Source organism: Solibacillus sp. FSL H8-0538 (assembly GCF_038003525.1).
GTDB lineage: Bacteria > Bacillota > Bacilli > Bacillales_A > Planococcaceae > JBBOPI01.
In genome coordinates this window covers 2,769,696-2,792,389 of the sequence record NZ_JBBOPI010000001.1, presented here as the reverse complement: position 1 = coordinate 2,792,389, position 22,694 = coordinate 2,769,696, and the positions used below count along the sequence as shown (strand labels likewise).

Annotated in this window: 19 protein-coding genes and 1 pseudogene; 15 read left to right on the top strand and 5 right to left on the bottom strand. The window is 40.0% G+C overall.

The features are described 5' to 3' along the window. Positions 1-184 precede the first annotated feature (184 nt). Entirely contained in the window at positions 185-2,233 is a 2,049-nt protein-coding gene (locus MHH87_RS13180; RefSeq protein WP_340749760.1) for a catalase, read from the top strand. Between the two features lie 90 nt (positions 2,234-2,323). On the opposite strand, the gene MHH87_RS13175 is transcribed toward MHH87_RS13180, so the two are convergent. Continuing rightward, a complete protein-coding gene (locus MHH87_RS13175; protein ID WP_340749759.1) occupies positions 2,324-3,136 on the bottom strand; it encodes a cysteine methyltransferase in 813 nt (270 codons plus the stop codon). Positions 3,137-3,377: 241 nt separating this feature from the next. After that, the gene (locus tag MHH87_RS13170; RefSeq protein ID WP_340749758.1) at positions 3,378-4,640 is read right to left on the bottom strand and encodes a BaiN/RdsA family NAD(P)/FAD-dependent oxidoreductase; all 1,263 of its coding nucleotides are present in this window, start codon (positions 4,638-4,640) and stop codon (positions 3,378-3,380) included. Between the two features lie 256 nt (positions 4,641-4,896). Between MHH87_RS13170 and MHH87_RS13165 the strand changes: the two genes are divergently transcribed. Continuing rightward, positions 4,897-6,507: a putative polysaccharide biosynthesis protein gene (locus tag MHH87_RS13165; protein WP_340749757.1), complete on the top strand. Its 1,611-nt coding sequence runs from the start codon at positions 4,897-4,899 to the stop codon at positions 6,505-6,507. A 9-nt stretch (positions 6,508-6,516) separates the two neighbouring features. Further along, complete coding sequence (locus tag MHH87_RS13160; RefSeq protein ID WP_340749756.1) at positions 6,517-7,230, top strand: pseudouridine synthase; 714 nt, start codon at positions 6,517-6,519, stop codon at positions 7,228-7,230. 212 nt (positions 7,231-7,442) lie between these two features. On the opposite strand, the gene MHH87_RS13155 is transcribed toward MHH87_RS13160, so the two are convergent. Further along, the gene (locus MHH87_RS13155) at positions 7,443-7,664 is read right to left on the bottom strand and encodes a DeoR family transcriptional regulator (protein ID WP_340749755.1); all 222 of its coding nucleotides are present in this window, start codon (positions 7,662-7,664) and stop codon (positions 7,443-7,445) included. Between the two features lie 319 nt (positions 7,665-7,983). Between MHH87_RS13155 and pepV the strand changes: the two genes are divergently transcribed. The 6 genes from pepV (at position 7,984) to MHH87_RS13125 (ending at position 13,905) form a co-directional block, all read left to right on the top strand. Continuing rightward, positions 7,984-9,372: a dipeptidase PepV gene (gene pepV / locus MHH87_RS13150; protein WP_340749754.1), complete on the top strand. Its 1,389-nt coding sequence runs from the start codon at positions 7,984-7,986 to the stop codon at positions 9,370-9,372. A gap of 32 nt (positions 9,373-9,404) precedes the next feature. Continuing rightward, positions 9,405-10,256 (top strand): D-amino-acid transaminase, encoded by an 852-nt coding sequence (dat, locus tag MHH87_RS13145; protein WP_340749753.1) that lies wholly within the window; start codon positions 9,405-9,407, stop codon positions 10,254-10,256. 116 nt (positions 10,257-10,372) lie between these two features. After that, positions 10,373-11,365 (top strand): nuclease-related domain-containing protein, encoded by a 993-nt coding sequence (locus MHH87_RS13140; RefSeq protein WP_340749752.1) that lies wholly within the window; start codon positions 10,373-10,375, stop codon positions 11,363-11,365. Positions 11,366-11,368: 3 nt separating this feature from the next. Then, positions 11,369-12,292 (top strand): diacylglycerol/lipid kinase family protein, encoded by a 924-nt coding sequence (locus MHH87_RS13135; protein ID WP_340749751.1) that lies wholly within the window; start codon positions 11,369-11,371, stop codon positions 12,290-12,292. An 81-nt stretch (positions 12,293-12,373) separates the two neighbouring features. Further along, the gene (trmB, locus tag MHH87_RS13130) at positions 12,374-13,021 is read left to right on the top strand and encodes a tRNA (guanosine(46)-N7)-methyltransferase TrmB (RefSeq protein ID WP_340749750.1); all 648 of its coding nucleotides are present in this window, start codon (positions 12,374-12,376) and stop codon (positions 13,019-13,021) included. A 20-nt stretch (positions 13,022-13,041) separates the two neighbouring features. Continuing rightward, complete coding sequence (locus MHH87_RS13125) at positions 13,042-13,905, top strand: YtnP family quorum-quenching lactonase (RefSeq protein WP_340749749.1); 864 nt, start codon at positions 13,042-13,044, stop codon at positions 13,903-13,905. A gap of 125 nt (positions 13,906-14,030) precedes the next feature. Here the strand turns inward: MHH87_RS13125 and MHH87_RS13120 are convergent, their stop codons facing one another. Then, positions 14,031-14,348, bottom strand: coding sequence for a hypothetical protein (locus MHH87_RS13120; RefSeq protein ID WP_340749748.1), 318 nt, complete (start codon positions 14,346-14,348; stop codon positions 14,031-14,033). Between the two features lie 142 nt (positions 14,349-14,490). On the opposite strand from MHH87_RS13120, the gene MHH87_RS13115 reads away from it, so the two are divergent. Then, positions 14,491-15,567 carry a M42 family metallopeptidase gene (locus tag MHH87_RS13115; protein ID WP_340749747.1) on the top strand — a complete coding sequence of 359 codons (1,077 nt, stop codon included), beginning with the start codon at positions 14,491-14,493 and terminating at the stop codon, positions 15,565-15,567. A gap of 164 nt (positions 15,568-15,731) precedes the next feature. Here MHH87_RS13115 and MHH87_RS13110 read toward each other — a convergent pair. Next, positions 15,732-15,964, bottom strand: a pseudogene (locus tag MHH87_RS13110) (IS5/IS1182 family transposase); the annotation flags it as partial. A 247-nt stretch (positions 15,965-16,211) separates the two neighbouring features. Between MHH87_RS13110 and MHH87_RS13105 the strand changes: the two are divergent. The 5 genes from MHH87_RS13105 to MHH87_RS13085 all read left to right on the top strand — a co-directional run bounded on the left by MHH87_RS13105 (position 16,212) and on the right by MHH87_RS13085 (position 22,574). Next, a complete protein-coding gene (locus tag MHH87_RS13105; protein ID WP_340749746.1) occupies positions 16,212-16,739 on the top strand; it encodes a DUF84 family protein in 528 nt (175 codons plus the stop codon). Between the two features lie 210 nt (positions 16,740-16,949). Further along, on the top strand, positions 16,950-17,468 hold the full coding sequence (locus MHH87_RS13100) for a hypothetical protein (protein WP_340749745.1): 519 nt from the start codon (positions 16,950-16,952) through the stop codon (positions 17,466-17,468). 124 nt (positions 17,469-17,592) lie between these two features. After that, positions 17,593-18,408: a DUF1444 domain-containing protein gene (locus MHH87_RS13095; RefSeq protein WP_340749744.1), complete on the top strand. Its 816-nt coding sequence runs from the start codon at positions 17,593-17,595 to the stop codon at positions 18,406-18,408. Next, positions 18,405-19,019 (top strand): YtpR family tRNA-binding protein, encoded by a 615-nt coding sequence (gene ytpR / locus MHH87_RS13090; protein WP_340749743.1) that lies wholly within the window; start codon positions 18,405-18,407, stop codon positions 19,017-19,019. Before MHH87_RS13095 ends, ytpR begins: the two co-directional genes overlap by 4 nt. 420 nt (positions 19,020-19,439) lie before the next feature. Beyond that, positions 19,440-22,574, top strand: coding sequence for a DNA translocase FtsK (locus tag MHH87_RS13085; RefSeq protein ID WP_340749742.1), 3,135 nt, complete (start codon positions 19,440-19,442; stop codon positions 22,572-22,574). Positions 22,575-22,694 lie beyond the last annotated feature (120 nt).

Sequence of the window (22,694 nt, the reverse complement as noted above, 5' to 3'; positions counted from 1 at the left end):
AAGAATGTATAACTTTCCAACCCGCATAAGTCAGGCCATCAACTTGCCCTATTTTGTGAGAATTGTGTCTTTCTAAATGGACTGCCAAGTATATCTTTTTAAACGGCACGATTAAAATCCAAAAACATATATTGTATATAGGGCCTAAATTAGGTGTAGAAATGACTAATCGAAAGGGGATTGCGTGGATAAACCATCTTCGAATAAAAACAGTAAGGACCTACATCTAGAACAGTTTCGGGTAAATAATGAAGGGGAAAAGCTGACGACGAACCAGGGGCTTAGAGTATCCAATGACGAGAACTCTTTAAAAGCAGGTGTTCGAGGTCCGACCATTATGGAGGATTTTCACTTTAGAGAGAAAATGACGCATTTCGATCATGAGCGGATTCCAGAACGGGTTGTGCATGCAAGAGGATATGCTGCGCACGGTGAATTTGAATTATATGAATCAATGAAAGAATTCACGAAAGCGGGATTTCTACAAAAACCCAGAACAAAAACGCCCGTATTCGTAAGATTTTCGACTGTTGTCGGTAGCGTAGGCTCTGTTGATACGGCAAGAGATGTTCGAGGATTCGCCACAAAATTTTACACGGAAGAAGGAAATTACGATTTAGTCGGTAATAATATACCAATTTTTTTCATCCAGGATGCGGTGAAGTTTCCGGATCTCATCCATGCGGTAAAGCCAGAGCCGCATAATGAAATACCACAAGCTGCCTCTGCCCATGATACTTTTTGGGATTTTGTCGCGAATAATCAAGAGACAGCTCATATGGTCATGTGGCAAATGTCTGACCGATCCATCCCCAAAAACTTTAGGATGATGGAAGGATTCGGTGTTCACACATTCCGTTTCGTCAATGAAAACGGCAAAGCTAAATTTGTAAAGTTTCACTGGAAGCCTGTGCTCGGTATCCATTCGCTTGTATGGGATGAAGCGCAAAAAATCGCCGGGAAGGATTCAGATTTCCATCGACGTGATTTATGGGAGTCCATTGAACGTGGAAATTATCCAGTATATGAATTTGGTGTGCAGATGATCGATGAGGCGGATGAGTTTAAGTTTGATTTTGATATTCTCGATGCGACGAAACTTTGGCCGGAAGAAATCGTTCCTGTAAAAATCATTGGAAAAATGACGCTAAATCGTAATGTTAGCAACGTCTTTGCGGAAACTGAGCAAGTCGCCTTCCACCCAGGTAATGTCGTTCCAGGAATTGATTTTACGAATGATCCACTTTTACAAGGTAGATTGTTTTCTTATATTGATACACAGCTCATTCGTCTTGGCGGACCGAATTTCACTGAAATTCCGATTAACCGCCCTGTTTGTCCAATCCATAATAATCAACGTAATGGCTATAGCAGGCAACGAATTGACGTCGGCCAGGTCAGCTACCACAAAAATTCATTAGCCGGTAATACACCTTCACCAAGCACCGCAAAAGAAGGTGGTTATGTTCATTATGAGGAAAAAGTAGAAGGCCGTAAAACGCAAGTAAGAAGTGAATCTTTTGGTGATCATTTCTCACAAGCGCGACTATTTTGGAACAGTATGTCGCCTCCAGAAAAGCAACATATTGTAGATTCATTTTCTTTTGAAGTGGGGAAAGTGAAAAATCGTGATGTACGTCAACAAGTTGTGGATATGTTTGTCCATGTAGATAAAGCGATGGCGACGATGATCGCGGATAATGTAGGTGTGAATAGGCCGACTGGTGAACAATCTGGCGTTACAGCAACTTCCCCTGCACTTAGCCAAGCGAACACCAAGTATTTTCCTCAAACTTTAAATGTGGGTGTGCTCATTGGTGATGGCTTTAATGCAGATGAAGTAGATAAAGTCCTCAAAACATTCACAAGATACGGCGTCAGGTATACGATTATCGGCGAAAAACTAGATGAGGTTAAAAGTTCGAAAGGTCCCCCCCTAACAGTGAATGCAGCCATTTTTACAACCGATCCAGTATTATACGACTCAATATATGTTGTTGCTGGAACTGCAGGCAATCAAGCCAAATTTAATCAACAGATGACGAATTTTATTAATGAAGCGTTCCAACATTACAAACCAATTGGCATAGCGACGACAGGAATGAGTATTTTCAAAGCATCGAATGCGAAGGAAGGGCCAGGAATCGTGTTTGCTACGGGTAATCCTGAATTCGGTAAAACGTTTGTAGACGCAATTGCACAGCAGCGATTTTGGGATCGAGCTATTTATTAATGCTATGGTAATCAATTTGATGATGTGAAATGAAAAAGAGGATGAAAGGTGTTAAATACAACCTTTCATCCTCTTTTATTAGGTTCCCGTTTAAATGGCCGCTTTAAATTTCTCAATTAAGTCTTTCAAATAGTGTTCATACTGTGCACTGTCACATGTGCGCATAAGCTGTAATATGCGATTTAAAAAACGTTTGTTATGCATAAATTTTTCGGGTAGCTCACGGTACATTTGTTGATGGTGAAAATCGTCCTCATCTAAAAAGAGCTCGAAATAATAGCCAAGCTTTTCTTCGTTCGTAAACAAATGCATCATACATTCCAACCTATAGCATTGGAGCATAAGCCCGTTCGTAAAACCTGCTTGCACCTCAAAGCATAAATGGCCCCCTTGTTCATCGACAGTAAATGGACTGACATTGGATATGAGCTTGTCCTGTTTATAGATCCAAACGAGTTTTTTGGGTGCCATATTCGTTGTAAAATGCGTAATCCCGTCAGGCAATGTTGAAAGGAAATATTGTGTAGCCAAGTTGATTTGTTCGAATCGCTCGCCTTCACTATGACGCTGCATTTCATCTAAACGATGTAAAATAATTTCGGCATAGGCGGGACTTGCTTGAATACATTCAATAATTTTTGTGAACTGAAGTGGCTTTACGTTTACCTTATTTAATAATTTGGCTTCTGATGAGATGCCAGAACCGTCTTTATTTAAAGATACGACGAGCTCAATTGGGATTTCACGAGCATAAAAATCTTCTGTCACGATTAAGCCAGTTGTTCGAATGAGGAACCCAAATGCCTCATCGTAATCGATCATAGAATAGCAGGCTAAATGTAGCTGCATATGTTCATCTACTGCTAAATATAAGTCGGACAATGGATTATTTTCATGTGCCATCGTTGCTGTCCCCCTATTCGGTCTTTCGCTTTTACTATCAATCTTAATCATACTCCCATAGCGAAGGTTGTGCTAGTGTGAGCACTCTAAAAAAGGAAGGGCTGTTTCAAAAGGGTAATGAGTGAATAACTTAATAATTCTTTTAATGGCTCTACACCAAAATCAAAAACAGGTGGAGAAAAACAATTCGTTTTTCTCCACCTGTTTCATGTTAGGGACCTTTTAGGTAGTAACTATTTATCTAATTACTGCTAGATTTCCCTGCGCTCATGCCTGCAATGCGTCCTGTTACAAGCGCAGAGGTAATATTGTAGCCGCCTGTATAGCCGTGAATATCTAAAATTTCACCGCAGAAGTATAGGCCTGCCTTCATTTTAGACGCCATCGTTTTCGGTTCGATTTCTTTGACAGAAACACCCCCACCTGTAACGAAAGCTTTTTCAAGCGATTGCGTACCGTGCACGTCCATTGTAAAGCCTACTAATTCGCGTGCTAAGTTGCGGATTTTTTCTTGTGCTAGCTCAATACCTGTTAAGGCAGGATCAATACCGGCACGCTCCATTAGAAATAGCAACCAGCGCTCAGGGACAAGGGACTTCCACAAGTTTTTCACCGCTTTTTTTGGTTCTGCCTTAATCGTCTTGTTTAACATTTGGAAGCAAGTTTCTTCGTTGTAATCTGTCAATGATTGAATACGTACTTGCACCGGTGCACTTCCTGTTTTTAACTGTTCTTTGACGATAAATTGACTGCAACGTAAAATCGCAGGACCACTTAAGCCAAAATGCGTGAACAGCATGTCCATTTGGTGTGTAATCAGTGTTTTTCCCTTTTTATTTAATACCGAAACAGCAACGTCACGCAGCGCTAGTCCTTGCAATTCGCGCGACTGAATGAACTGTTCCTTTGACGTAACAGGAACCTCGGTTGGATAAAGCGTCGTGACTGTATGTCCAGCGCGTTCTGCCCATGGGTACCCGTCTCCAGTTGAACCAGTTTGGGGTACTGCTTTTCCACCGACTGCGACAACAACTGCTTTTGCGCGAAGTTCTGTGCCGTCTGCTAAACGTACACCATGGATTTTTTCGTCATCCATTAATAATTTGCTGACAGAAGTATGTAGACGTACGTCAATTTTTAAGCGCTTTAATTCTGTTTCGAGTGCATCCACAACATCTTGAGCGCGATTTGAGACAGGGAACATGCGTCCGTGATCCTCTTCTTTTAATGCAACGCCGAGACCTTCGAAAAAATCAATAATATTTTCGTTATTGTAGACGGTGAACGGGCTATAAAGAAAGCGTCCATTCCCGGGAATATGCTTGACGATTTCTTCAACCGACAGTCGATTGGTTACGTTACAGCGCCCACCACCAGAAATGGCTAGTTTTTTGCCAAGCTTTGCGCCTTTTTCAATTAGTGTTACTTTTTTATGTTGCTCTGCAGCGGCGATTGCAGCCATTAAACCCGAAGGACCGCCACCAATTACTATTACATCAATCATCGTTCTTTACTCACTTTCCTGTGCATAAAATTTGCATGCCGTGTTTTATTTGTAAGACCTATTATACATGAATTGAAGAAACTATTTGAGTAAATGGTCTTTCACATGTAAACTTGTATAAGAAATCGGCTAGGGAACATCCTTGTTTGGTGAGCGTCGACTATGTACAGTCGGCGATTTATTTTTGTGGTAAGGAAAATAGTACGTTCTTAACCACATAATAAAGAATAACTTTTTATAGAATGGAAGGTTTTTTATGTCTTCATTAATGAAGGGAACCGCGATTTTAACAGTCGGGTTATTTTTATCGAAACTACTAGGACTCGTATATATTTTCCCGTTTTATGCGATTGTTGGCGAGGAAAATATCGGTCTTTATCAATATGCGTATATTCCTTACAACATTATGCTATCGATTGCGATTTCTGGATTACCAATCGCGGTATCGAAATTTGTATCGAAATATAATGCACTCGGCGATTTTGATGCGGGTAGGCGCTTAGTAAAAACAGGTGCAGCCTTAATGGTTATTACAGGGATTGTCTCATTTCTACTATTAAATGTATTAGCAAACCCAATTGCCAATATTGTTATCGCAGATGATGAGCAGATGTTTTCAGTAGAACAGGTTGCCAAAGTTATACGATGGGTAAGCTTTGCGCTGTTAGTAGTGCCTTTTATGAGTTTAGTGCGTGGCTTCTTGCAAGGCTATGGCCAATTTATGCCAACATCTGTTTCGCAATTAATCGAACAAATCGTGCGTATTATTTTCTTGCTGGGCGGCTCGTTTATTGTTGTGAGTGTGCTTGATGGCGAACCTGAAACGGCGATTTACTTCTCTGTATTTGCAGCATTTATCGGGGCGCTTGGTGGACTTCTTACACTGTATTATTATTGGAAAAAGCTTAAACCGGATATTCAAGCGGTGCAGGTAAAGAATAAACCAGAGCATAAGCTACCATACAAGGATATGTATAAAGAGATTTTTAAGTATTCGATTCCATTTGTATTTGTAGGGCTAGCAAATTCACTTTTCCAACTTGTTGATATGCTAACGTTTAACCGTGCGATGATTTCGATTGGTTTATCGCAAGTGACTGATACTTATTTTACAATGTTAAACTTTTTAACGCATAAAATTGTGATTATTCCGGTCATGCTGGCTACAGGATTTTCGATGGCCATTATCCCAACGATTACACAGTACTTTACGCAAGGGAAAATGGATGCGGTTCGATTGGCAATGGATAAAACGTACCAAGTGTTATTATTCATTACGATTCCAGCTGCGGTGGGGATTTCGATTTTAGCGGAGGATTTGTATCACATACTGTATTCGCAAAGTGAGATGGGTACGCATGTGTTGTCACATTATGCACCAGTTGCAATTTTATTTGCATTATTCTCGGTAACTGCTGCACTAATGCAAGGGATTGATTATCAAAAATGGATTGTCTTTAGTTTATTAACAGGGCTTTTAGTGAAGCTTGTATTAAATATCCCGTTTATTAAATTATGGGCTGTGGACGGTGCAATTTTTGCAACAACTCTTGGCTATATTGTGTCGATTGGAATTAATATTGGGGTTATTAATCGCGTGACAAACTATGAGACAAAGGTTGTGTCTCGTCGTATTATATTAATTTGTATGTTAACGGCAATAATGGCGGTATCTGTATGGCTTGTGCATACAGGATTGACTGCTATTGCACCAGCTGATTCGAAATTACTGGCGCTCATTTATTCCTTAGTTTGTGCAGGCGTAGGGGCAACGATTTATGGCTTCCTATCACTAAAATTAGGCTTGGCACAAATGCTTTTAGGTGACAAAATCACAAAAATTACTAAGAAATTAGGATTTAAATAGGAGGCGCGTATGCGTTTAGATAAATTATTAGCGAATATGGGCTATGGCTCGCGCAAAGAAGTAAAAGGTTTATTAAAGCAACAGGCTGTTACAGTGGACAGCGTTGTGGTGAAGGATGCCGCGATGCATGTTGATCCTGTGAAGCAAGACGTTTCAGTATTTGGAGACCGCGTGGAGTATGTGGAATTCATTTATCTAATGATGAACAAACCACCCGGGGTTATTTCGGCAACCGAAGATAAGCATGACAAAACGGTGATTGATTTACTGGATCCGTTAGCACAGCATTTCAAACCGTTCCCGGTCGGCCGCTTAGATAAAGATACAGAGGGCCTGCTTCTTATTACAAATGACGGAAATTTATCACATAATTTGCTATCACCGAAAAAGCATGTACCAAAAGTTTATTATGCAAAAATCGATGGCGTCGTAACGGAGTCTGATATCGAAGCGTTTAAACAAGGTGTGGAGCTTGATGATGGCTATGTAACAAAGCCAGGTCATCTAGTCATTTTAAAATCAGGTGAGGAATCTGAAATTGAATTAACGATTCAAGAAGGAAAATTCCATCAAGTAAAGCGTATGTTTGAATCCGTTGGTAAAACGGTGACATATTTAAAGCGATTATCAATGGGTAGCTTAAAATTAGATGAAGAGCTAGAACTAGGGGATTATCGTGAGCTAACGCAAGAAGAGTTAGATACGTTAATGAACCGTGAATAAATAAAAAAAGAATGCCCCCGACGAAAGGGCATTCTTTTTTTGTGGATAAGAAAGTATAACTTTCTTATCCACAAAAGTAAGGACATCATCTCGGCCGGTTTTTGGGCCAAAGGTGTTTTTTGATGGCGAGGATACGCGGGCGCTTAATCCTGTTACTATGGTATATACGCGGATTGACAACATATATTTATATGAATCAAACGCTGTAGAATCTAAGATGTCATTTTTACTTTTTTCTTCGTCGTTGTCCATTTACCTCGACTTGGACTCATTACCAAGTCATTGAAGGCTAACACATTCAAATCTCTTTGAATGGTGCGAGGAGTGATGTTGAACTCTTCGACTAAATCCTGTGTAGACACTTCTCCTTTATTAAGAATAAACATGTACACGTCTTTAATACGATTAAGCATTCTGTCAGTAGTTGGTTTCATAAAAAACCACTCCTTCGATCTTAATTCTCATGGCATAAGACTAGCGGACGACATTTTGTTTGAGGTGCGACTTTCGGCTTTGAAATTATGCCTTAGACATCCCCTTTTCTGAAAGTTTGGTCAGAGTCAATATTCTGACACCATTATTATAGCGAAAAATTAAACAGATTTCTATATGGTATATGCATTTGTTAAAAAGTTTACACTAATTCAATATTGATTATATTGAATTATATGTTAGAACAGTGCAATCTATGTTTATTGTTGTTTTTTTGTTGAGAAGGAGTACAATAACGATATTAGAAATCGGGGTGTATATATGGATTGGTTAAAAACTGCACAATCGAGAGAACAAGAGTTAGTCGCAGAGCTTCAGCAATTAATTCAAATTGAAAGTATATTAGATGAAGAAAACGCAACTGATGTGGTCCCGTTTGGTGATGGTCCTCTTGCTGCATTAAGCTTCATGCTAGATAAAGGTGCCGAACAAGGCATGACGGTGAAAAACATCGACAATATGGCTGGACATATTGAAATGGGCGAAGGAGAAGACTTGCTAGGGATTTTGTGTCATGTTGACGTAGTTCCAGTTGGGAGTGACTGGACATATCCACCATTTGAAGGCCGCGTTGTAGACGGAAAATTATTTGGTCGAGGTGCTATCGATGATAAAGGTCCTACAATGGCGGCTTGGCTTGCAATGAAAATGATTAAAGATGCAGGAATACCGTTAAATAAACGCGTTCGTATGATTATTGGATCGGATGAGGAAAGTGGTTTCCGCTGTGTAGATCGCTACTTTGAAAAAGAAGAAATGCCGGGGATTGGCTTTGCGCCAGATGCGGATTTCCCTTTAATTAACGCAGAAAAAGGAATTGCCCATATTGTATTCTCACAAAAAGCACGACGTCATGCAGAAGAACAATTAATTTCCTTTCAATCAGGGAAACGTACAAATATGGTACCAGATAAAGCAATTGCCTCACTTCAAAAAATCTCTGAAAATGCTGAATTGAATTTCCGGAAATTTTTATTAGAAAATGACGCTGAAGGGTCTTTCGCTGAACAGGGTGAACGCTATATAATATCAATTAAAGGAAAATCGGCGCATGCGATGGAGCCACAAAAAGGTCGCAACGCAGCAGTCCTACTTTCGAAATTTTTAAGTACGGAACTTGAGGCGGGCGCAGGATATGATTTCGCTAACTTTATGGTAGAACTATTCGACGGCGATCATTACGGTTCAGCACTAAGCCTAAATTTTTCTGATGAAATGTCAGGACAAACAACATTAAATCCCGGCATTGTTACATTTGGTGACAATGGTGGTTCAATAGAAGTTAGCATGCGTTATGCAGTGTCATATCCCTTCGAGGAGAAAATGACGCAGGCGCAGCAACTGCTAGGGACAAAACCATTCGCACTGGACATTGCAGATAATTCAACTCCACACTATGTAAGCGAGGACGACGAGTTAGTACAAACGCTACTCGGAGTATATCGTAACCATACGGCGGATTTTTCGAAGCCATTATCAACTGGTGGCGGTACGTATGCACGCGTTATGAAAAAAGGTGTTGCATTCGGCATGTTATTCCCAGGCGAGCCTGATGTGGCACACCAAGCAGATGAATTTGTAATCGTTGAAAATTTAGTTAAGGCCGCTGCTATTTATGCAGAGGCAATCGTAAAATTAGCAAGTAAATAAATAGTAGTAGAGAAAAGGATGGATGAGTGTAGATGGCTTATAGCTTATGGAATGACCGCATTGTAGCGGATGAAGAAATCGTAGTAAATAAAGAGGACCGAGGTTACCAGTTCGGTGACGGTATTTACGAAGTAGTTAAAGTCTATAACGGAGAGTTATTTACTGCTGAAGAGCACGTAGACCGTTTCTATGCAAGCGCAGAAAAAATCCGTTTAACAATTCCATATACTAAGGATAAATTACATCAATTACTTCACGAATTAGTAGAAGCAAATAATCTTGGTACAGGTCATATATATTTCCAAATTACACGTGGCGCAACGCCACGTAATCACATTTTCCCTGGATTAGATGTGCCACCCGTGTTATCAGGAAGTGCGAAGGAGAACCCGCGTCCAGTAGCTAACTTTGAATCGGGCGTTAAAGCAACATTCGTCGACGATATTCGTTGGTTACGTTGCGACATCAAATCACTTAATCTTTTAGGTGCTGTTTTAGCAAAACAAGAAGCACATGAAAAAGGTTGCTATGAAGCGATTCTGCACCGTGATGGAACAATTACTGAAGGCTCATCTTCAAATATTTATGGTATTAAAGATGGCGTTCTTTACACACACCCAGCAAATAATTTAATTTTAAATGGTATTACACGCGCGGTTATTTTAAAATGTGCTGCAGAAATTGGGCTTCCGGTGAAAGAAGAAGCATTTACAACAACTGAGGCACTTGAAATGGACGAGCTAATCGTGTCATCAACAACATCTGAAGTAACGCCGATTATTGAAGTAGATGGAACAGTAATTGGTAGCGGACAACCAGGTGAATGGACACGTAAATTACAAGTGCAATTCGATACAAAAATTCCAACAGGTATCCGTTCTTAATAATTAAATTACAGTTTTTGGGGATTGCATACGTGCAGTCCTCTATTTTTTTTTAGCGCGCTCATGTAAAATATGAATCACAATGACAACTAGGGAAAAATAGGGAGAAGATAGAAATGGCTCAGTTAGTAAAGATTCAAGATTATATTTCACGCTACCAAATCGATTTGGCGCGCTATCCTACACAATTTATTCGATTGAAAAAAGGCCAATGGGATCGTGTTAGATATCAGTGGCAAACAGGTGAAGAAATTCCACGTTGGGAACATGTAGATTCAGAAGAAGAGGAAACGATACATAAACCTAAGTATTCTTTTTTGAAAAAGTTTTTCCCACTACGCCAAGCAAAAGAGGCGGAAGATATTGAATCGGTTGATGTTACGGATGATTTAACAAGCGCAGAGGAATATATTTTAGAAGAAGAAACCACGTTACATTTTGAGCCGAATATAGTATATAATCCAAAAACATTAGAAGAATTAAAGAAAATGTTTATTGATCAATTTTTCCATTTTCAAATGAAATGGGCGAGCTCAACGTTGCGTGAAAAATCGTACGTGGATCCGAAATATATGCGTGATACCTTACTACGTTCAATGCTACAAACATTACCGGATAATTACCTGATTTTTTATTATCCGATTTTACGTTTGAAAAAGGCGCCGATTGAATTAGACATCATTATTATGACACCTACAGAATGTATTTGTGTTACCGTACTTGAACAGGAGGATCAAGCTGTTTACGTCGGTAGTAGCGAACGATTTTGGGTTAAAAAAGTCGGCAAAAATGAAAAAAAACTGCTTAATCCAATGATTCAATTAAATCGAATGGAATCGATCATTACGCAGCTATTTGTACAGGAGGACGTTGAAATGCCGATTAAAAAGGTATTACTAACACGTAATGGCTATATTGATTATCCTGGTTCCGCGTACGGGATGCAGTTTATTGATAAACGTAAATTTCCAGAATGGATGCTAAACTTAAAGAAAACCGCCTCTCCAATGAAACATATGCAAATCCGCGCTTCACAAACAATTTTAAAAACGGTCCAAACGACATCATTTAACCGTGATATTTGGAACGTTGAGAAGAAAAAGGACTAGCGCTTGCGGCTGCATTTTATTATTAATGAATATGCAGGCAATGGAAAGAGCAAAAAAATATGGACAAAGTTTCAGCGGGAGTTAACGCTTTCTTATGATGTGCATTGGACGCAGCATCGCGGTCATGCGTTTGAGCTCGCTCAAGCCATTGCCCAACAAGCGGAGGATATTGGAGACAAGGCATGCATTATTGCGATTGGTGGAGACGGAACAATTCATGAAGTAGTAAACGGAGCTGCGCAGTACCAGTCTGTTTATATTGGCGTCGTAGGGGCGGGCTCTGGCAATGATTTTGCACGTGGCTTTTCTACTTTTACACATGCTCGGGACATTGAGCATTTCGTATTGAATCCTATAACAGATGCTCGGGATTATGGCATCGTTCAACATAATCAGCAGAAACGTGTATTTGTGAACAATTGCGGGGTTGGCTTTGATGCCTTTGTTGGAATAACTGCCAATGAATCCCGTCTAAAGAATCGATTAAATAAGGTTGGTCTTGGTCAATTAAGCTATGTATACTATGTTGTGCGTACGTTAATGACGTTTCAAACATTTGAAATATGTATTTTACAGAATGGTCAAAAGAAAACGTATCAAAACGTGTGGTTTGCGACAGTGAGCAATCAACCTTATTTTGGCGGGGGCATGAATCTTTCCCCGACGTCAAAAACAGACGATGGTTTTCTTGAATTAACGATTGTCAATCAAATATCAAAATGGAAACTCCTGCTCATTTTTGGAACGGTCTTTTTTGCAAAGCATACAAACTTCAAAGAAATAACGCAGCTAAGTAGTGAAGCATTTACATTGCAATTTGACGCTGACCTGTTATGCCATGCAGATGGTGAAAAACAGCTGCTTGGGAAAGGCCCACAACAGCTCGACTTTACAGTGAAAAAGAAGGCTTGGCATTTAGCGAAATAAAAATGCATGAATAAAAGCGGAAAATCGATTTTTAAGATATAATAATTTTCAACGTACAACATAGAAAAGAGGAACTAGCAAGTGAGATTAAGACATAAACCATGGGCAGAAGAATATATTAACGCGCATCAAGACGTAATTATTCCAAATCCTGAAGATTTTAAAGGCAACTGGAAGGCTGTATTTGGTAACGACAACCCGGTTCATATTGAAGTAGGAACTGGGAAGGGCCAATTCGTACTTGGAATGGCGCGTCAAAATCCGGATATTAACTATATTGGTATTGAACTATTTGATAGTGTCATTGTATGCGCACTAGAGCGTATTGTGGAAGCTGAAAAACCTGCAAACTTGCGCCTCCTAAAGGTCAATGGTGCAAAACTTGAAGACTATTTTGCAAAAGGCGATGTTACCAGAGTTTACTTGAATTTCTCGGATCCTTGGCCGAAAATCCGCCATGCAAAGCGTCGTTTAACGCACGAGGGCTTCCTGAAATTATATGAAAATGTTCTAATTGAAAACGGTGAAGTTCATTTTAAAACAGATAATCGTGGCCTTTTTGAGTATTCTTTAGTGAGCATGAATGAGTATGGTATGGCATTAAAATATGTATCTCTGGATTTACATGCCAATATGCCAGAAGATAATGTTATGACAGAATATGAAGAAAAGTTCTCATCATTGGGGCAGCCCATTTATCGTTTAGAATGTCAATTTAAAACAAACTAATGCACGAGGGGGAGAAATGAATGGATTCATTCGTATTTCACAATATGAAACTAACTTGGTTAAATGGCGGGGTAACCGCGCTAGACGGCGGGGCCATGTTTGGGGTAGTGCCAAAAGCACTTTGGTCACGCAAATATCCGGTAAATGAGCACAACCAAATCGAGTTAGCATGCGAGCCGATGTTAATTCAATATGAAGGTAAAAACTACTTAATTGATACGGGTGTAGGCGCTGGTAAGTTAAACGAAAAGCAATTGCGTAATTATGGTGTTTCTGAAGAGTCATCAATTGAACAAAGTTTGGCGCAACTCGACATGAAGCCAGAAGACATTGATGCGATTTTTATGACGCACTTACATTTTGATCATGCAGGTGGATTGACACGCTGGGAGGGGGACGAGCTTGTTCCGGTATTCCCGAAGGCGCAGATTTACACGACGCAGGTTGAATGGGATGAAATGCGCAACCCAAATATTCGTTCACGTAATACGTACTGGAAGGAAAACTGGGAGCCGGTACAGCATTTAGTGAAAACATTTGATGGGGAACTAGAAGTAGCACCAGGCATTACGATGATTCACACAGGTGGTCATAGTGACGGACATGCTATCATTCGCCTGGAGCAAAATGGTGAGGTCGCACTACATATGGCAGATATTATGCCAACACATGCGCATCAAAATCCGTTATGGGTACTCGCATATGATGATTATCCGATGACCAGTGTATTTGCTAAAGAAAAGATTTTGAAGGAAGCATTAGCGAACGGCTATAAGTTTATTTTCTATCATGATGCCTATTACCGCATGATTCAGTGGGATGCTACAGGTAAGGAAGTAATTGATAGCTTGAAACGTTCGAATGAAGCGGCAATTACATTTTAATAGCTGATCGAGTGCCCTCGGAGGAATTCGAGGGCGCTCTTTTTCATGTGGATGTAATAGTACGTTCATTCAATCAAAAAACTGCACCAAAAGTGAAAAATCACGTTTGATGCAGTCTAAAACGTTTATCCTACTTTCACTAACTCCAACACAGACCCAGAACGTGCGTCGGCAGCGAATTCAAATGTTTCCATTTCGCCGTCTGACATACGTGAAATGCCTCCGCGATAAACCGGTACTTCCATAAAGCCATTTTTAAAGTTTTCTGTTTTCATATAAATCCAAGAACCATCGATTGGAGATTGCTTTTTAAATTCTGCTTTAATATTGTTTAACACATCATTTGCAGATAAATAAGGTGATACGCGTTCGCTTACTTCTTTAATAACAACTGCTGCTGCTAATCCAGTTACTACGCCTAACATGAAATCTTTTAATTTCATAGTATTTCCCTCCCTTGTACTTATTTTTACTTTAACATACATCGAATTTTGTGTAAAAAGGAGAAATTCGATTTGCGAAATACCGATTGAAGAATATGGTATAATAAGATGGCAGAATATTATAAATAACGGGGTGTCTTACGTGAATAAAGAAACATTAGAAATGTTTAAAACGTTAACTGAATTACCAGGTGCACCAGGCAATGAACGTGCTGTCCGTAGCTTTATGAGCACTGAATTAGAAAAATACGCAGATGAAATTGTACAAGATCGTCTTGGCGGGATTTTTGGTGTACGTAAAGCGGAAGAGGCAAATGCCCCAAAAATTTTAGTCGCGGGTCATATGGACGAAGTGGCATTCATGGTTACTTCAATTACTGATAATGGAATGATTCGTTTCCAAACACTTGGCGGTTGGTGGAACCAAGTAATGCTTGCACAGCGCGTGACGGTTTATACAAAAGATCGTGAAATTCCAGGTGTAATTGCTTCAATCCCGCCGCACTTACTAACAGATGCAGAACGCGCGAAGCCAATGGAAATGAAAAATATGCTCATTGATATTGGGGCAGATTCAAAAGAAGATGCACAAGCGATGGGTGTTCGTCCGGGCCAATCCATCATACCTATTTGCCCATTTACTCCAATGGCCAATCCGAAAAAGATTATGGCCAAAGCATGGGATAACCGGTACGGCTGTGGTCTTGCAATTGAGCTATTAAAAGAGTTAAAAGATGAAAAACTGGCAAGCCACCTATACTCAGGAGCTAACGTAATGGAAGAAGTTGGCCTGCGCGGAGCGGCTGTGTCTGCGAACATGATTCAGCCGGATTTATTTTTCGCACTGGATGCTTCACCAGCAAATGATACATCCGGCGACAAAAATGAATTCGGTCAGCTAGGGCAGGGTCCGTTACTGCGTATTTTTGACCGTACGATGGTGACACACCGAGGTATGCGTGAATTTATTTTAGATACAGCAGAATCAAACAATATCCCGTATCAATATTTCGTATCACCAGGTGGGACAGATGCTGGGAAAGTACACACGCAAAATGACGGTATTCCATCAGCGGTAATCGGAATTTGCTCGCGTTATATTCATACATCCGCGTCAATGATTCACGTAGACGACTACGCTGCGGCAAAAGAATTACTTGTGAAATTAGTAAAATCCGCGGACCGTTCAACAATTGAATCCATCCGTTCAAATGTGTAATTAAATAATTATTGCTTTTTAGTTGTGAGAAATCCGGCGCTTTCGTTAATGGACTGTGAATGTCGACAGTTATTTAGCGAGAGTTGTCCGGATTTCTCTACGTTTTGGATAGGGTGTTGGGGTTCTAAGTTAGGTGGGATTGCTTTCTAATTGAGTAGCCCAAATAAATCAACGTCTGGAACATCATAAATCGCCTTTAATAATAAGTACTTAAAAACACCAATAGGGGGAATCGCGTTCCGTCCATTGTCTAAATAATTGTTTGTTTTTAACTCTTCTAAAATAAACGGAAACTCAACAAGTTCATTGATTTGGCGAAGCATGTGATCTTTTGGCATAACGATCTCAAAATCGCAATGTATGGACTTAGGTTAAGGGTTTTTGAATTTGAAATCATGGGGCCCAGCACCTGCATTTACTGTATTTTAGTATAATGGTAGAAACCATGTTATTCAGCGCAATGTATGTGCGCTAGTACAAAGTGATGAATACATAATCAACTAACTGATAATCGTAAACTAAGGTATTTTTAGGGGAGTATTAGCTCTTTCTTTTTGTTGCTGCCCAGTGTACCTTTTTTTACTATTCACATGGCGAATAAGAATGACTTATAATAATTAGGGATTATAGGGGAGATGATCAATTTGTTAGTAGCAATTGGAACGCATAATAAGGCAAAAACCGCAGCCGTAGAAAAGATCCTCCGAGCTTATTATGAAAATGTGGAATTCGTACATTGCGATGTGACATCCGGCGTATCAGCGCAACCATCTACTCAGTATGAAACGAGACAAGGTGCGATTAATCGTGCGAATCATACTTTGACAGCTACGGCAGCTGATTTAAATTTCGGATTAGAAGGTGGCGTGCACGAAGTTGACGGGCAAATGTACTGTTGTAATTGGGGCGCCGTTGCATTAAAAGATGGTACGGTTATTAGCGCAGCGGGTGCACAGTTTATATTACCCGAAGAAATTGCAGTTCAACTACGCGCGGGAAAAGAGCTTGGCCCTGTAATGGACGCGTTTACACATAAAGAAAATATTCGTCAGCATTCAGGTGCAATTGGCATATTTACTAATGGACTTATTGACCGTAAAGAAATGTTCGAGCACATTGTCAAACTGCTTCTAGGACAAGTACTGTTTTTAGAAAATGGTTCTGATAAATAATATTGTGTTTTTTGTAAAATTAAGATTAGTAGTAAAAACTAACTACACCCGTTCCTTGCAGAGTGGGTGGCTGGTAAAAACACCGCTTAGAAAATAACCGTAAATTATGAAGCTAAATTTTTGAATTTGTATAACATGGAAGTCAAGTCATTTGCAACTACCTGTAGCACCTTTTAAAATAAATTGTGGTAAAGAAAGTGGGGGAATAAGATGAATCGTAAATGGATTCATGGAATATTAATCGGACTTGCTATACTAAGCTTAGCAGGTTGTGGGAAATCGGTCGAAGAGCAAGTGTCGATCGGGATTGCAAGTGCACAAACAACTTTTGAAGAAACACCTGTAGCATCGAATAAAACAATTGCCAATATTGATTTATATTTGCCAAAGGGCTTTACAATTGAACAAGGACTAGATGAACTGAACTTTACTTTAACGAAAGAAAAAGATTCATACATTTTATTCGTTAATACAAATGAAAATCAAGATAGCAAACTTCTTTACGAAATTTTAATGAGTGATACAGCACATGGTGTTATTCAGGAGCAAACATTTGAAACAAATGGGGCTTTTGGTTTTTCAGCGGTTGTAAAGCATTCCGAAGAACAGTACGAATTAGTAGTGAGTATCGGTGGTGTGAAGATGACGACACTATCTGCCGATAAAAAGATTGATGCCAAGCTTGCTGAAATGATGGAAATCGTTCGTTCTGTACACATTTCTAAGTAGCATTTAAGTGCCATTTACTACAATTACTACGAATTTTTGATACAATAAAATACAATAGCAATAGCTTTTATACGGTTCACTTATGTGGGCCGTTTTTCTAATGTCTAGAAAAGGAGTGACACAAATGGAATCACCGCAATTAGTTGCAGAGTTAAAAAAACGCCTTGGCGAGGAACTATTTGATTGGTCTTTTGACGAGAAGACAGATAAAGTTCGTCTTGATCATAAAACACTGGGGCAGGGTATGGATATTTCACTCCCTGAAATTTTGGCGAAATATACAACGAAAAAAGAAGCTGCCATTGAAGAGGTTGTTTACACAATTGAGCAAACATTTCGAGCGATGGCGCGTGAGCAGTCTGAAGGGTTTGTGGACCTTTCGCTCATGTATCCGATTATTCGTTCAACGTCATTCCCGCAACAGTCAAATGAAGGGCATGTGTTCGTTACAACCGATCATACAGCAGAAACACGCATTTTTTACGCGCTTGATCTTGGCACGACATATCGCTTAATCGACGAATCAATGTTACCAAAGCTAAATGTCACAGCCGACCAAATTCGTGAAGCTGCACGTTTTTCAGTGAAGAAGTTACCGACAGTTACGAAGCGTGATGAAGTGCGCGGCAATGTTTTTTATTTTCTCAATCATAATGATGGGTATGATGCGAGTCGCATTCTAAATGATACATTCCTAAAGGAAATGGCGGCTCAAATTGAAGGGGATATGACCGTTTCTGTACCGCATCAGGATGTGTTAATTATTGGTGATATTCGCAACGAAGTAGGGTATGATGTATTAGCGCAGATGACTATGCATTTCTTTACTGTCGGAGCTGTGCCGATTACGTCGCTTTCTTTCGTATACGAAAACGGCGAATTCGAACCCATTTTTATATTAGCGAAAAACAAAGTTAAGAAGGAGCAAGATGAACAATGAATGTAGCGTATAACAAACAATATGTAGGCGATGTCCTATTAGTCCAATTAGCAACGGAAGCAATCGTAACAACAGAAGTAGAGCGCGTAGGTGACTTCGCAATTCTTAAAGAAGCTTCAACGGGTGAAGTAAAAGCGTTTAATCTGTTTAATGCTAGCAAATACGTTGAACTAGACGTAGCAGGTAACGTAGAAGTTACACCTGTACTAGTTGAAAAGCTAGAAGCAGCAATTAATGAGAATAATGCAGGGTTATCATTAGACGTTGACTTCTCACCAAAATTTGTAGTAGGTTACGTAGAAGAAAAAGAAAAGCATCCAAATGCTGACAAATTAAGCGTGTGTAAAGTCAACATTGGCGAAGAAACAGTACAAATCGTTTGTGGCGCACCAAATGTTGATGCAGGACAAAAAGTTGTTGTCGCAAAAATCGGTGCAGTAATGCCATCGGGTTTATTAATTAAAGCGGGTAACTTACGCGGCGTCGATTCATTCGGGATGTTATGTTCTGCACGTGAGTTAGAGATCCCAAATGCACCATCTGAAAAAGGGATTTTAGTACTAGAAGAAACTGCTGAGGCAGGTACTGCGTTCGAAATTCCAACTCGATAATTCAAGTAGGCTAGTATGAGATGAAAGTTTATCTTATACTAGCTTTTTTTATTGTGAAAACATATGCGGTTACTGACATAAAGCTTGGCAAATATGATATGCTTTTGATGCATAGAAAGTAACGAACTATTTAAAATGCTATGTTAATTAACATTGTTGTTTTTAAGGAAATAAAAATTAGAAGTGATAACTTATTTCAACCATGCCATATATAGCGAGTGACTGGCAAAACACCCGTTCCATACGACATCGCCCCAATGACCAACATCGTGTTGGCCTTTAGCAAGGTTGTATTGGCTAATTATAAAACAATAGCGTTTTAACAGCGCGATTTTAAAAAGATTGCCAACTTTATGCGGATAAGTACCATTAAGTGTCATATAATAAAATGGTCATGTTTTAGGAAAGAAGTGAATGATTATGAGTTGGATAAAAAAACAGTTAACTAAATTATTTGATAAAGAAAATATAGATGAAATTGAAGAGATGTACGAGGCACAGGGGGAACCGAATTATGACCACCGCGAGTTGGATGTCGAGCAAGAGAGCGGTGCTAGAAAATCATCTTTCCGCTTCCCATTAATTACAGATGAAAATACCGTAACAAAGCCAGTGCCGTCGAAATCAGGGGTAGCGCAACAAGGTGATGTACTCAATGACAATCATGTATTTGAACTCCCGAAGCATTTGCAACAAAACAATCAGTCTTCAGTTTATGATGTTGAGGTTTCCGGTATTCGTGAATTACTAGAGCGTCGTCAAAAAGGTAGAGGTCATTCCAATGTCATTCGTAGCAGCCATGTAAAAGAGCGTGCCGCACAGGTGACTCCTGAGGAAAGGGTAATGCTAACGAAAAATCCAATGCGCGAAAATCGTAACGTGAATCAAGAATTTATTAATCCTTTAGCAAATCGCAAAAAATTTGTTCCGACACACGTTCCATCACCCGTGCATGGTTTCAACAAGCCGACACCAATTGAAAAGCTCATGAAAAAAGAGGGCATTGAAGAAATACATACAGTACAGGGCAAAGAGACAATAACAGTGGATGAAACGAATGTTACACCACTACAAGTCAAACAAGCAGAAGCAGTTCCGGAAGTTCCAATGATAGCAGCAGAAGCCAAAGTAGTCGAACAACTCTTGACCTCACAAATAGAAATAGCTGCGCCTGAACAATTTGTTGAAATAGTTGTTGATGAAGCAAAGGCAGAACAAACTTATGTAGAGGAAGAACTGGCGGCTGAAGAAACAAATGTAAAAGTCATTTCCTATTTGGACTTAGAAGACGTGGAAAATAGCCATCAAGATCCAGCGCAGGGTGACCCGATTTTTTATGAAAATAGCGACAAGCCACCGATTTTAGCCGAAGAAGTTGTGGAACATTCGGAGCCTTTAAATGATGTGCAAGTAAAGCACGTAACAATTGAAAATTCAACAATTCATATTGGACAATTAACTGTAGAACAGGCCGGGCAAACCGAAATTGCGGTAACAACGGTAGAACCTGCAGAAATGGCACAAGAAACAACTGTACAGCATACATCACCGCAGCCAACTTCAGGTAGCCGACTACCGTTTAACGTATTAATGTTAAAATCGGATAAGCAAAAGCTTGCAGCAAGACAAATTGCATCCGAGCAGTTCCGCACTGTCAAGCCAGAGGAGCAGGCAAATGAATTGTATATTCCTGCGGCAACGATTGTAGAAGCTGTTACTAGCGAAACAGATCTACCGGGAGAAGTAGGAGATGCAGTGTCTTTTACGAAAGACGTGGAAGTAGATTTAGAGCCGAGTGAACTAAAAGAAGCTATGAGCGAACCAACTGTGAATGTGAACGAACTAACTCTAGCTATGAGCGAACCAACTGTGAACGTGAACGAACCAACTCTAGCTATGAGTGAACCAACTGTGAACGTGAGCGAACCAACTCTAGCTATGAGTGAACCAATCGTGAATGTGAACAAACCAACTCTAGCTCCAACCGAACGAACACAGCCAGAAACACCAGAAACACCAGAAACACCAGAAACACCAGAAACACCAGAAACACCAGAAACACCAGAAACACCAGAAACACCAGAAACACCAGAAACACCAGAAACACTAGAAACACCAAGAGCTAAACCGAAACCAATCAAACCGTATATCAAGCCTTCATTAGAATTCTTATCCCCACCAGAAGAAAAGCTAGAGGACCGTGAATGGATGGAGGAGCAGGGGGAGAGACTAGTAGAATCACTGTCTCACTTCCAGGTTGTAGCCCAAATTGAGTCGATTGTGCAAGGGCCGGCAGTAACGCAGTTTGAAATTACGGTTGGGCATGGAACAAAGGTGAGTAAGGTTCGGAATCTTTCGGACGATATTAAGCTAGCACTAGCAGCAAAAGATATCCGAATTGACGCGCCAATCCCAGGGAAGCGCTCAATTGGTATAGAAATTCCGAACCGTATTTCACGCGCTGTTCGCTTATCAGAAGTGACGGATAGTAAATCGTTCCAAGAATCAGAATCGCCGTTAGAAGCAGCGCTTGGGCTTGATTTAACAGGGAAGCCGGTCACGCTTGATTTACGTAAAATGCCCCACGGATTAATAGCCGGTGCAACGGGGTCTGGTAAATCGGTCTGCATTAATTCAATTTTAGTTAGCTTACTATATAAGGCCGATCCGCATGAACTCAAACTTATGCTGATCGATCCGAAAATGGTAGAGTTAGCACCATTTAACCATATTCCACATTTAGTAAGTCCAGTAATAACGGATGTAAAGGCCGCAACAGCAGCGTTAAAGTGGGCCGTAGAAGAAATGGAACGACGCTATCAGCTCTTTATGCATGCGGGTGTGCGTGACATTACGCGCTACAACAAAATGTGTGATCAAAACAGTCAATATGCACAAAAGCTACCGTATATGCTCATTGTGATTGATGAGCTAGCGGACTTAATGATGATGTCTCCAGCCGATGTAGAGGAAGCGATTTGTCGGATTGCACAGAAAGCACGTGCATGTGGCATACATTTAATTGTCGCAACGCAGCGTCCTTCGGTGGATGTTATTACCGGTTTAATTAAATCGAATATTCCAACGCGAATTGCCTTTGCGGTATCATCACAAATTGACTCACGTACAATTATTGATACAGCAGGTGCAGAACGATTACTTGGGCGTGGTGATATGCTGTATTTAGGTAACGGGATGTCAGCACCAACACGTATTCAAGGAACGTTCGTGACGGATGAGGAAATTGAAGAAATAATTGAGCATGTGCGTATGCAAGGAGAGCCTGATTATATTTTCCAACAAGAGGAGCTGCTAAAAAAAGCGGAAGCAGTGGAAGAACAAGATGAATTATTTGAAGAGGTATGCCGTTTTGTTTATGAGCAAGGTTCGGCTTCTACATCTTCACTGCAACGTCGTTATCATATTGGCTATAATCGTGCGGCACGATTAATTGACATGCTTGAAAAACAAGGTTTTGTCTCCGAAGCAAGGGGAAGTAAACCGAGGGATGTCTTTATAACAGAAGCGGATTTAACTGTGCAATTTGGGGATTAATAAGTACGATAAAATATGTAATAATACTGAAAATACAATTGTTTGAAAAGTCGTTCATTTATTGTTCGGAGTAATTAGTGCTATAATAAATAAGGTTTTATAACAATTAACAAGTTACTT